We start from the raw sequence: 11027 nt of genomic DNA, 5'->3' as shown, positions 1-11027 counted from the left end.
TCGACACGAACGGAGAATGAGAAGGCGGCGCGGCGCGGCGCTTAGTCCGCGAAATTCGGAACCCGCTTTTCCATACCCGCCATCACCGCCTCGACCTGGTTGGGCGTGCGGATCACCTTGACCTGCTCGTCGCTTTCGGCCTGCAGAATCTCGGCGTCGCTCGCGTCGGCCAGCATGTTGCAGAGACGCTTGGCACCGCGGATCGCATGGGGATTCTTGTTCGCGATCACCTGCGCCAGGTCCATCGCCTTCGCCAGCGGATCATCCGAGACATGCGTCGCGAAGCCGAGCAATTTCGCTTCCGACCCGTTGAATTCGCGGTTGGTATAAACAAGCTCGCGGAGCACATCGTCGGCGACTTGGGTGCGCCACAATGCCATGCCCGCGACATCGGGGACCAGACCCCAACGCATTTCCATGATCGCGATGCGCGTGTCGGGGTGAACAATGCGGATGTCCGCCGCCGCCATGATCTGGCTGCCCGCGCCAAAGGCGACGCCGTGCACCGCCGCGATCACCGGCACCGGCAGTTCGCGCCAGCCCCAGGCCGCATATTGGGCGTTGTTGGAAATTCCCTTGGTCCGGTCGGACAGCGTCCCGCCCGCGCTGCTCGCGCCGGGATCGCGATCGTTGCTGAGGCTCGACAGGTCGAGACCGGCGCAAAAGGCGCGGCCTTCGCCCGACAGCACGACGACGCGCAGCCCGGCCTTCGCCTTCAATTCGTCGATCGCCTCGCTCAGCGCCGCCCACATCGCCGCGTCGAGCGCGTTCATCTTGTCGGTGCGGATCAGCCGGACATCGGCGATGCCGCCTTCGAGCATGGTGATCGTAATCCGGTCTTTCATGGGAGAATCCTCTAAACTTGACGGGTCAGGGCCGCTTCGACGAGCGGCAATTGGTCGTTGCCGAAATACATATCGTCGCCATCGACGAACAGCGACGGAGATCCGTAGCCGCCGCGCGCGATCAGTTCCTCGGTATTGGTCCGCAGCCGCGCCTTGACCGGATCGCTGGTCGCCGCCGCTGCAAGCGCCGCGCCGTCGAGCCCCTCGGCATCGGCCACGGTCGCGAGTACCGCCGGGTCGTCGAGATTTTCCTGCCGATCGAAATAGCTGGCGAAGGCCGCGCGCGCAAAGCGCACCAGCGCCGCCTGATCCTCCTCGAGCGCGCAACAGAAGCGCATCGCCGCGATGCTTTTTGCGGGATGCCATTGCGAGGGGAAGTTCATCGGCACATCGGCGAGCCGCGCCCAGTCCTGCAGCACCTTCCAGCTATGCAGGAGCCGCCGGTTGTCGACCTGTTCGCGCGCCGCATAAACGGCCGGATTCACCGCGTTGAACACCCCGCCGACGAGGATCGGGCGATACACGGCGCTGGCCCCGCTGCGCTCCAGAACCGCAGGCAGATTGTGGAAAGCCAGGCATGTCCAGGGCGAAGAGAGGTCAAAGAAGAATTCGACGCGCGCGGCCATGGTTCAGGCCTCGGCCTTTGCCTTGGCCCAATATTGGTCGCGCAGCAGGCGCTTGTAGAGCTTGCCGGTGTCGTGACGCGGCAGCGCTTCCATGAAATCGATGCGGCGCGGGATTTTGACCCCCGACAATTTCTCGCGCGCATAGCCGATCAGTTCATCGCGGAAGGCATCGGTCGCGTCGGCCATGTCAGCGGGCTGGATCACCGCGATCACCTCCTCGCCGAAATCATCGTGCGGGCCGCCGACCACCGCGACGTCGGCGACCTTCGGGTGGGTGACGAGGTGATTTTCGATTTCCTGCGGATAGACATTCACCCCGCCGGTGATGATCATAAAGCTCTTGCGGTCGGTGAGGTAGAGGAAGCCATCTTCATCAACTTTGCCCACATCGCCAAGGGTCGACCAGCCTTTCGAGTTGCGGCTCGATGCGGTCTTTTCATCATCACCATGATATTCAAAGACATTTTCGCTTTCAAAGAAAACGCAGCCTTCCTCGTTCGCGCCAAGTTCGGTTTCATTATCCTCGCCCATGATGTGCACCGCGCCGAGGATCGGGCGGCCGACGCTGCCCTTGTGCGCCAGCCAGTCGGCGCTGGAGATGAAGGTCATGCCGTTCCCCTCCGACCCCGCATAATATTCGAACAGCACCGGCCCCCACCAGTCGATCATCGCCTGCTTGACCGGGACCGGACAGGGCGCGGCGGCGTGGATCGCGACCTTCATCGACGAGACGTCGTAGCGGCTGCGCACGTCGTCGGGCAATTTGAGCATCCGCACGAAATGGGTCGGCACCCATTGGCTCGCGTTCACCCGGTATTTTTCGATGAACGACAGTGCCGCTTCGGGGTCGAATTTCTTCATCAGCACGACGGTGCCGCCGAGGCGATGGATCGTCATCGACCAGCGCAGGGGCGCGGCGTGATAGAGCGGCGCGGGCGAGAGATAGATGCTGTCGGCGTTGATCTGGAACACCGCCGAGGCGAGCATGACGAGACTGTTGGTCGCGTCGATCGCGGGATCCTCGGGCAAGGGCACGCGCACCCCCTTGGGGCGGCCGGTGGTGCCCGACGAATAGAGCATGTCGGTGCCCGCGCGCTCGTCGGCGACCGGCGTCGCGGGCATCGCCGCGACGGCATCCTCCCAGCCTTTGTAACCGGGGATCGCGCCGCCCATCGAAAAGCGCCCGATCCCGGTGGTCAGCGCCTGTGCGGCCTCGGCGAGGCTCGCCGAGACGACGAGCAATTTCGCGCCCGAATTTTCGAGGATATAGTCGGTCTCATCCTGCGTCAGCCGCGACGAAATGCAGACATAGCGCAGCCCGGCGCGCTGTGCCCCCCAGGTCAGCCCATAATAATGCGGGCTGTTGTCGAGCATGAAAGCGACGACATCGTCATGCCCCAGGCCATGCGCGCGGAACAATTGCGCGACCCGGTTCGACGCGGCGTCGAGTTCGGCATAGCTGATCGCCTCCCCCGTTTCGGCGACGATGATCGCGGGCTTGTCGGGATGGGTGCGGGCATGGACGGACGGGTGCATCGGGGACTCTCCAGCAGGGCATTGGTTTCTTTATGTCCCCAACCCGTAGCAAACCGAAACTTTTGGTCAAGCGAGCAGGTCGGGACGCGAGCGAAGCGCATAACCACGGCCTTTGACCGTCGCGAGCATCGGCCAGCCAAAACCATGGTCGACCTTGGCGCGCAGCCGCGACATATGCACCTCGACGCGGTTGGTGCCGGGATCGAAGTCGATCCGCCACACCGCCTTGAGCAGCGCGCTGCGCGATACCGGCCGGTCAGGCGCGCGCGCGAGATTCGCGAGCAGGTCGAATTCGCGCAGCGGCAGGCGGATCAGCCGCCCCGCGCGCTCGACGCGCCGGTCGATCAGGTCGATCCGCAATTCCCCGTCGCCGAGCTGGCCCGCCGCCATCCGGCTGCGGCGCAGCAGGCCGGCGATGCGCGCGACGACCTCGGCGGGATCATCGGCCCAGCCGACGGCGTCGTCGGCCCCGGCATCGAGCGCGAGCATCCGGTCGGTACGACTGTCGCGATCGGACAGGACCAGCAAAGGTCGCCGCGCCGCGATGGCGCGCGCCAGCCCGACAAGACCGGCGGGTTCGTGCGAATCGCCGAACGGATCGAAAGCCAGCACGTCAAAGCAGCTGTCGCGCCACGTCCGCGTCCCGGTGGTCAGGGGCGGCAGCGATACAGTGCGAAATCCCGCCGAAACGAGCGCGCGGCCGAGCCGATCAGCGCGCGCCTCGTTCGCGTGACAGACGCCGATAAGCGGCGGGGGGCCGGTCGCGGCGCGGCCGTCGCCTTGCTCCATCGCCCCTCCCCCCTGCCCCGCTCCCGCCCCGACGCCTTTTCGATCGCTCGCTTCGCTCCGTTGCACGCACCGCCGGCTGTGCTAACGAATCGTCCATGACCGTGACCGACCTGCTCGCTGGCGATTTCGCCTCGCTGCCCGACCTGATCCGCGCCCATGCCGCCGATCGTCCCGACGCCATAGCCGCCGCCGATCCGGTGCGACGGCTGAGCTGGTCCGAACTGGACGCATTGGTCGATCGCATTGCCGCGCGGTTGCAGCAGGACGGCTTTGCCAAGGGCGACCGCACCGCGATCGCCGGGCTGAACAGCGTCGAACAGATGGCCGCCATCCTCGGCACGCTGCGCGCCGGCGGGGTTGCGGGACTAATCACCAACAGCGCCACGGGCGAGCAGATGGCGGCGATGATCGCCGACACCGGCGCGCGCCACCTGTTCCTCGACAGCGCCGCCTCGGCGAGCCTGGAGGGCCATGTGGTGACCGCGAGCGACCGCGTCGCGATGGACGGCAGCGATGTCGGCACACCGCTCGACGCCTGGCTGGCGCTGGCGGGAGCGACGCCTGCGCCGGTCGACATCCGGCCCGAAGACGGCTTCAACATCATCTATTCCTCGGGCACCACGGGCACCCCCAAGGGCATCATCCACAGCCATGCCATGCGCTGGCAGCATATCCAGCGCGGCGCCCCCGCTTATGGTCCGAACGCGGTGACGATCCTGTCGACCCCGCTCTATTCGAACACGACGATGGCGAGTTTCATGCCGACGATCGGGTCGGGCGGGCAGACGGTGCTGATGAAGAAATTCGACGCGCGCGGTTTCCTCGAACTCGCGAGCCGCGAGCGCGCGACCAACTGCATGCTGGTGCCGGTGCAATATCGCCGGATCATGGCGCTCGAGGATTTCGACCGCTTCGACCTCGACAGCTTCGTGATGAAATATTGCACCTCGGCGCCGTTCGCGGCGTCGCTGAAAGCCGATGTGCTGCAGCGCTGGCCGGGCGGGCTCGTCGAGATCTACGGGATGACCGAGGGCGGCGCCGCCTTCATCCTCGAAGCGCATCAATTCCCCGACAAGCTGCACACCGTCGGCCGCCCGGCGCCGGGCCATATCGCGAAAGTGATCGACGAAGACGGCAACGAACTACCGCAAGGGTCGGTCGGCGAGGTCGTCGGCCGCAGCCCGGCGATGATGACCGGATACAACAACCGCCCCGACGCGACCAAGGCGATGCACTGGTACGATGCCGACGGGAACCTCTTCTATCGCCATGGCGATATCGGCCGCATCGACGAGGACGGTTTCCTGACGCTGATGGACCGCGCCAAGGACATGATCATCTCGGGCGGCTTCAACATCTTCCCGAGCGACCTCGAAGGCATATTGCTCGCCGACGCGCGCGTCGTCGAGGCGGCGGTCGTCGGCATGCCGAGCGAGGAGTGGGGCGAGACGCCGGTGGCGTTCGTGGTGCTGAAGGAAGGCGCCGATGCGGAGAGCGTGCGCGCCGACTGCAACGCCAAGGTCGGCAAGACCCAGCGGATCAGCGCCATCACCATGGTCGACGAGCTGCCGCGCAGCCCGATCGGCAAGGTGTTGAAGCGCGAGCTGCGCGATAAATTTGCGGGAACTCCTGCCGCCTGATTTCATCGTTTCGTCATTGCGAGCGAAGCGAAGCAAGCCAGGGCGGCTTACGCACGCTCTGGATTGCCGCGTCGCTTCGCTCCTCGCAATGACGACGTTTTAAAGTCCCGACGCCTGAATCGCCGCCAGCGCGCTTTGTAGCCGCGCATCGCCCGCACCCTCGGCCCACGCCCAGCGCAATTTGCGCCGGTCGAGCTCGCCGATCGCCACCTCCATGAACTGCCGCCGCGCCGAATCGCTGCCGAACAGGCGCGTGCCATCCTCTTCCCAAGGCAGATCCATCGCGGGGACGAGATAGAGGTCGGCGACGTCGGTCCAGGCATCGATCGCCGGCAGCCGCTCGCCGAGCAGCATCACCGCCCACGCCTGCGTCATCAGCGGATCGGTGTCGGAGATCAGCCAGTCGGGCCCCGCCGCCAAGGCCGCGCGCGTTGCCGCGACATGGCCGTCAAAAATCGCCAGCAGGTCGGCGGCGTCGAGATCGGTGCCGTTCGCCTCGGCATAGTCGCGGCCATATTCGGGAACGACCACCCCGCCGAGCGTCTTCGCCAGTCGCGGCGCCAGGGTCGATTTTCCGGTACTTTCGGCACCGTGCAGGCAGATCTGGCGCGTCATGCGAAAACATCGCCCGCATGGGCGGTCGCAGCGGCGCGGCGCCACTGGATCAGCCCGTCGATCGACAGCCCGAGCAGCACGACATAGACGACACTGGTCGCATAGAGGCCCCGCCAGGCGAAGAGCGGCACCGCGATCAGGTCGACGAGAATCCACAGCCACCAGCTTTCGACCCGCCGCCGCGCCAGCAGCCATTGCGCGGTGATGCTGAGCATTGCGATGCCGCCGTCGATCCATGGCGCGACCGCGTCGGTGTAGCGGTGCATCAGAAAGCTCCAGCCGAGCCAGGCCGCGGCGGTCGCCAGTCCCCAGCCCATCCGGGCGCGGTCGGTCATCCAGCCGACCGGCACCCCGCCGTCTGCGCGCGCCCGTACCCACGCGGCCCAGCCATAGAGGTTGAGCGCGAAGAAAAAGCCCTGGAGCAGCATGTCGCTATAAAGCTTCGCCTCGAAAAAGACGATCGCATAGACGCTAACCGCGACGAGCGCGAAGGGGTAGTTCCACACGCTGCGCAACGCCACGAGCGCGACATTGGTGAGGACCAGCGCGGCGGCCAGCCATTCCAGCTCGCTCATCCGGCCACGCCCGGGCGGAGCCCGTTTCCGCGCGGGCGCGTCCACAGCCCGTCGCGGCTGATCCGCCGTTGCGGCGGGCGGCGCAGCACCGACCAGCCGGCGCGTGCGACCCAGCCGAGCTTGGCGAAGAGCGACGTCCCGGCGCGATGGTCCCACGCATGATCACCGCGCGCGCGCACCTCGCGCGCGATATCGCCATAGATGCCGGCGGCGGCGAGCACCGCCCAGCGGCTGCGCGGGGGCAGCTTGCGCGCGCCCCAGCGCGCCGACGCCTCATATTCCTCGGCCAGTTCGGACAGCCATTTCGCCATCACCGACAGGCGCTGGCGAAAGGCCGGATGCATATGCTGGCCGGGCGGGATGTCGAGCTCGACCATCCATTCGACCGGCAGGTAGCAGCGGTCGGCGGCGGCATCCTCCGCCACGTCGCGCGCGATATTGGCGAGCTGGAAGGCGATGCCGAGATCGGAAGCGCGGTCGAGCGTGGTTTCGTCGGCGGGGTCGATCCCCATCACCAGCGCCATCGCGACCCCGACCGCGCCCGCGACATGATAGCTATAGCGCAGCAGATCCTGTTCGCTGCGCGGCCGCCAGTCGGCGGCGTCGAGGTCGAAACCCGCGATGATGTCGTCGATGACGGGGCGCGGGATGGCGATTTCGGTGAGCAATAGCCCGAGCCCGTCGAAGGCGGGAACGCCGGTCGGCTGGCCCGCATAGGCCTTGTCGGTCAGGTCGCGGATGCGCGCGACCGCGGCCTTCGCGTCATGGCCCGCCGTCATCGCGCCGCCATGGTCCTGCCCGTCGGTCAAATCGTCGGCGGCGCGGCACCAGGCGTAGAGCAGCCACACCCGCTCGCGCGTTGCGCGGTCGAACAACTGGCTGGCGAGCGCGAAGCTTTTCGAGCCGCGCGCGATGCTGTCGTGCGCGAAGCCGTGGAGGGTTTGGGGGTCGTAGCGAAAGTCCCCCTCTCGCTTTTGGGAGGGGCTAGGGGAGGGCATGTTTTAAGCCGTTGGGAAAGAAACACGCCCTCCCCCGACCCCTCCCGCAAGCGGGAGGGGAGAAGATAGCGCGTCGCCCTGCTCTCACAGATCGTCGGCTTTCATCGCGAAGATCGGCGCGTGCGGCTCATAGGCGGCCATCTTGTCGAGCAACGGTTCGAGGCTGGCGTCGACGACCATGATCCCGGCGTGCGCCGGGCGGATGAAGCCGACGTCGATCATGTGGCGATTGAATGCGATCAGTTCATTGTAGAAACCCGCCGCGTTGAGCAGCCCGACGGGTTTGGCATGATAGCCGAGCTGCGCCCAGCTGATCGCTTCCCATAATTCGTCCATCGTGCCGACGCCGCCGGGAATGGTGAGGAAGCCGTCCGACAGGTCGGTGAACATCTTTTTGCGTTCGTGCATGCCGCTGACGACATGCAGCTCGGTGCAGCCGCGATGCGCGACCTCGCTGCCGACGAGCGCATCGGGGATCACCCCGATCACCTCGCCGCCCGCTTCCAGCGCGCTGTCGGCGACCGCGCCCATCAGCCCGAGGCGGCCGCCGCCATAGACGACGCCGATCCCTTTTTCGGCGAGGGTGCGGCCGACATGGCGCGCGGTTTCGATATAGATTGGGTCGGCGGGGGTGGCGGAGCCACAATAGACGGCAAGGCGTTTCATCGCTGGGGTGCTTTCAAAAATCCGTTCGGGCCGAGCTTGTCGAAGCCCCGCTCTTTCTTCCTGCGCTTTGAAGGAAGAACGGCCCTTCGACAAGCTCAGGCCGAACGGGATGAGGATTCCAGCATCAGCGCAGCGGTCGCCTTGGCGCTGCCGACGACCCCCGGAATACCGGCACCCGGATGCGTGCCCGCGCCGACGAAATAGAGATTGCCGATCACATCGTCGCGGTTGTGCGCGCGGAACCAGGCGCTCTGCCAGAGCACGGGTTCGAGGCTGAAGGCGCTCCCCAGATGCGCCGACAGGTCGCGGCCGAAATCGGCCGGGGTGTAGTGGAAGCGCGTCACGAGATTGGCGCGGAGGCCGAGGAGCACGCGCGCCTCGACCTCGTCCAATATCGCATCGGCGAACTGCCGCCCGAAATCGCCGTCCCAATCGGCCTCTGCCTTGCCGAGATGCGCAACCGGGGCGAGCGCGTAGAAGCTCGCATGGCCGGGCGGCGCCATGCCGGGGTCGGCGATGCTGGGGTGGTGGAGGTAGAGCGAGAAATCGCTCGGCACGACGCCGTTCCTGTAGATGTCGTCGAGCAGCCCCCGATAGCGCGGGCCGAAGAGGATACTGTGGTGCGCGATATCGGGATAATCGCCCTTCACCCCGAAATGGACGACGAACAGCGAGGGCGACCAGCGTTTGCGCGCGAGGCTTTTCGCGACCTTGGCCCCGCGCTTGTGGCCGAGCAGGTCGCGGTAGCTGTGCATCAGGTCGCCGTTGGTCGCGACCATATCGGCGTCGCCGCGCCAACCGCTCGCGGCCCTCACGCCGGTCGCGCGGTCGCCCTGCGTCTCGATGCCGGTCACCGGATCGCCAAGCCGCAGCGTGCCGCCAAGCCGCTCGAACAGACGCACCATGCCGCTGACCAGCGCATTGGTGCCGCCGCGCGCGAACCACACGCCGCCGTCCTTCTCGATCGTGTGGATCAGCGCATAGATGCTGCTCGTCGTCATCGGATTGCCGCCGACGAGCAGCGTGTGAAAGGACAAGGCCTGCCGCAGCCGTTCGTCCTGCACATAGGAGGAAACGATCGCATAGACGCTGCGCCAGGCCTGATATTTCATCAGCGCCGGGGCGGCCTTGATCATCGACGCGAAGTCGAGGAAGGCGACCGCGCCGAGCTTCACATAACCCTGTTCATAGACCCCCTTCGAATAGGTCAGGAATTTCGCATAGCCCGCGACATCGGCCGGATTGAGCTTCGCGATCTCGGCGGCGAGCGCGGCCTCGTCATTCGAATAGTCGAAGTTCGTGCCGTCGGGCCAGTTGAGGCGATAGAAGGGCATGACCGGGACCAGATCGACATCGGCCGCCATATCCTGCCCGGTCAGCGCCCATAATTCATGGAGGCACGGCGGGTCCGTGATCACCGTCGGTCCGGCGTCGAAGGTGAAGCCATCCTGCTTCCAGTGGTACGCCCGCCCGCCAGGCTTGTCGCGCGCCTCGACCACCGTTGTTTCGACCCCCGCCGACTGCAAGCGGATCGCGAGCGCGAGGCCGCCGAAACCGGCGCCGATGATGATGGCTTTCCGGCTCATTTCCAGTCGAATTTCCGCACCGCGCTCAGCGCGCGCCCGACCGGCACCGGGGGCTTGCCCGCGAGCAGGCGCAGCTTGTCGCCGCGCGTCGATTGTCCGGCGTAGAAGCGCGAGATCAGCCGCGGCGACAGGCGATAGAAACGTTCGAAGATGCGCACGCGCTGCGCGGGTTCGGCGGCGCGGAACAGCATCGCATCGAGCAGGCGGTAGAAACGCTGGCGCCGCCACCCCCGCGCCGCACGCTCGCGCAGCTTCGCCGGCAGGTCTTTGCGATCGACCAGTTTCGGCAGCGCGGCGGCGGTGCGCACCGCATCGGGCAGCGAATAGCCGGTGGTCGCGTGGAAGGCCCCGGCGCGGGTGCCAATGCGACCGACCTTGTCGCCCTCGGGCCAGAAACGGTCGAACTCGCCGGCGATCACCACCGGCAGCACCCCGCTTTCCTCGCGCGAGACCCCGGTGACCTCCCACTCGCGCCAGGCGGCATAGGCGCCGATCCGTTCGCGGATCAGCTCGGCGTCGAGATCGGGGCTGTCGCTGTAATAGGTATCCTCGACGAAGATCGTCTCTTCATCGAGCGGCAGCAGATAGATGAAACGATAGCCGTCGAGTTGCGCGACGCGCGCGTCCATCACCACCGGATGGGCGAGGCCATGGCCGCCCTTCACCGTCAGCGCTTGGCCGACGAATTTCTGCCAGCCGCAGGTCAGCGCCGAGACATGGGCGGCGCCGCGCGCGTCGATGACATGTTTCGCGTCGAGCCGGCCGCCGCGACCGAAGAGCAGGTGATCGGGCGCCACATGCTTGACCCGGTCGGCGATGATGCGCTCGGCGGGCAGCGCCGCCGCGACCGCCTCGGCCAGCGCCTCGCCGGTGATGCTCTTATACCCCATGCGCAACGTGCGGCGATGATGCGGGAAATGGACGTCATAGCCGTGCCAATAATGGCGCACGAGCGGCGCGACGAGCCAGCGGTCGCGTGTCGCGATGTCGCCGTCGAAGAAGGACCAGATGTGATTGCCGCCGATCGCCTCGGGCTCGACCAGCCGCACATCGAGGTCGGGGCGCTTCGCCGCCAGCGCCAGCGCCGCCAGCCCGCCTGCCAGCCCGCCGCCGACGATGGCGATGTCGCAGGAAGAGGAAGCGCGGGTCAT

General features: G+C 66.6%; 11 protein-coding genes. 1 reads left to right on the top strand and 10 read right to left on the bottom strand.

Annotated elements, in window-relative coordinates; genetic code table 11:
• Positions 1–41: 41 nt before the first annotated feature.
• The 4 genes from ACREB7_RS09580 to ACREB7_RS09565 all read right to left on the bottom strand — a co-directional run bounded on the left by ACREB7_RS09580 (position 42) and on the right by ACREB7_RS09565 (position 3796).
• Positions 42–845: a crotonase/enoyl-CoA hydratase family protein gene (locus ACREB7_RS09580; protein WP_431592044.1), complete on the bottom strand. Its 804-nt coding sequence runs from the start codon at positions 843–845 to the stop codon at positions 42–44.
• Between the two features lie 11 nt (positions 846–856).
• On the bottom strand, positions 857–1471 hold the full coding sequence (locus ACREB7_RS09575) for a 2-hydroxychromene-2-carboxylate isomerase (protein WP_431592043.1): 615 nt from the start codon (positions 1469–1471) through the stop codon (positions 857–859).
• Positions 1472–1474: 3 nt separating this feature from the next.
• On the bottom strand, positions 1475–3007 hold the full coding sequence (locus ACREB7_RS09570; protein ID WP_431592042.1) for an acyl-CoA synthetase: 1533 nt from the start codon (positions 3005–3007) through the stop codon (positions 1475–1477).
• A 66-nt stretch (positions 3008–3073) separates the two neighbouring features.
• Complete coding sequence (locus ACREB7_RS09565; RefSeq protein WP_431592041.1) at positions 3074–3796, bottom strand: response regulator transcription factor; 723 nt, start codon at positions 3794–3796, stop codon at positions 3074–3076.
• Positions 3797–3891: 95 nt separating this feature from the next.
• On the opposite strand from ACREB7_RS09565, the gene ACREB7_RS09560 reads away from it, so the two are divergent.
• Positions 3892–5436 carry a class I adenylate-forming enzyme family protein gene (locus ACREB7_RS09560; protein ID WP_431592040.1) on the top strand — a complete coding sequence of 515 codons (1545 nt, stop codon included), beginning with the start codon at positions 3892–3894 and terminating at the stop codon, positions 5434–5436.
• Positions 5437–5535: 99 nt separating this feature from the next.
• Here the strand turns inward: ACREB7_RS09560 and ACREB7_RS09555 are convergent, their stop codons facing one another.
• The 6 genes from ACREB7_RS09555 to crtY all read right to left on the bottom strand — a co-directional run bounded on the left by ACREB7_RS09555 (position 5536) and on the right by crtY (position 11027).
• Positions 5536–6051 carry an AAA family ATPase gene (locus tag ACREB7_RS09555; protein WP_431592039.1) on the bottom strand — a complete coding sequence of 172 codons (516 nt, stop codon included), beginning with the start codon at positions 6049–6051 and terminating at the stop codon, positions 5536–5538.
• Entirely contained in the window at positions 6048–6626 is a 579-nt protein-coding gene (gene pnuC / locus ACREB7_RS09550; RefSeq protein WP_431592038.1) for a nicotinamide riboside transporter PnuC, read from the bottom strand. The genes ACREB7_RS09555 and pnuC overlap by 4 nt, the downstream gene beginning before the upstream one ends.
• Positions 6623–7624, bottom strand: coding sequence for a phytoene/squalene synthase family protein (locus ACREB7_RS09545; RefSeq protein ID WP_431592037.1), 1002 nt, complete (start codon positions 7622–7624; stop codon positions 6623–6625). Before ACREB7_RS09545 ends, pnuC begins: the two co-directional genes overlap by 4 nt.
• An 84-nt stretch (positions 7625–7708) precedes the next feature.
• Positions 7709–8290: a TIGR00730 family Rossman fold protein gene (locus ACREB7_RS09540; protein WP_431592036.1), complete on the bottom strand. Its 582-nt coding sequence runs from the start codon at positions 8288–8290 to the stop codon at positions 7709–7711.
• 95 nt (positions 8291–8385) lie between these two features.
• On the bottom strand, positions 8386–9876 hold the full coding sequence (locus ACREB7_RS09535; protein WP_431592035.1) for a phytoene desaturase: 1491 nt from the start codon (positions 9874–9876) through the stop codon (positions 8386–8388).
• Positions 9873–11027 (bottom strand): lycopene beta-cyclase CrtY, encoded by a 1155-nt coding sequence (gene crtY / locus ACREB7_RS09530; RefSeq protein ID WP_431592034.1) that lies wholly within the window; start codon positions 11025–11027, stop codon positions 9873–9875. The genes ACREB7_RS09535 and crtY overlap by 4 nt, the downstream gene beginning before the upstream one ends.

Origin of the sequence: Sphingopyxis sp., assembly GCF_050725615.1 — a bacterium.
Lineage (GTDB): Bacteria > Pseudomonadota > Alphaproteobacteria > Sphingomonadales > Sphingomonadaceae > Sphingopyxis.
Note: the sequence above shows the minus strand (reverse complement) of the source record. Positions and strands in the feature narration are given on the sequence as shown.

What these genes read in the sequence shown, in the direction of transcription:
- ACREB7_RS09580 (WP_431592044.1), bottom strand. Translation starts at nt 845, where the DNA reads ATGAAAGACCGGATTACGATCACCATGCTCGAAGGCGGCATCGCCGAT.
- ACREB7_RS09575 (WP_431592043.1), bottom strand. Translation starts at nt 1,471, where the DNA reads ATGGCCGCGCGCGTCGAATTCTTCTTTGACCTCTCTTCGCCCTGGACA.
- ACREB7_RS09570 (WP_431592042.1), bottom strand. Translation starts at nt 3,007, where the DNA reads ATGCACCCGTCCGTCCATGCCCGCACCCATCCCGACAAGCCCGCGATC.
- ACREB7_RS09565 (WP_431592041.1), bottom strand. Translation starts at nt 3,796, where the DNA reads ATGGAGCAAGGCGACGGCCGCGCCGCGACCGGCCCCCCGCCGCTTATC.
- ACREB7_RS09560 (WP_431592040.1), top strand. Translation starts at nt 3,892, where the DNA reads ATGACCGTGACCGACCTGCTCGCTGGCGATTTCGCCTCGCTGCCCGAC.
- ACREB7_RS09555 (WP_431592039.1), bottom strand. Translation starts at nt 6,051, where the DNA reads ATGACGCGCCAGATCTGCCTGCACGGTGCCGAAAGTACCGGAAAATCG.
- pnuC (WP_431592038.1), bottom strand. Translation starts at nt 6,626, where the DNA reads ATGAGCGAGCTGGAATGGCTGGCCGCCGCGCTGGTCCTCACCAATGTC.
- ACREB7_RS09545 (WP_431592037.1), bottom strand. Translation starts at nt 7,624, where the DNA reads ATGCCCTCCCCTAGCCCCTCCCAAAAGCGAGAGGGGGACTTTCGCTAC.
- ACREB7_RS09540 (WP_431592036.1), bottom strand. Translation starts at nt 8,290, where the DNA reads ATGAAACGCCTTGCCGTCTATTGTGGCTCCGCCACCCCCGCCGACCCA.
- ACREB7_RS09535 (WP_431592035.1), bottom strand. Translation starts at nt 9,876, where the DNA reads ATGAGCCGGAAAGCCATCATCATCGGCGCCGGTTTCGGCGGCCTCGCG.
- crtY (WP_431592034.1), bottom strand. Translation starts at nt 11,027, where the DNA reads ATGACCCGCGCTTCCTCTTCCTGCGACATCGCCATCGTCGGCGGCGGG.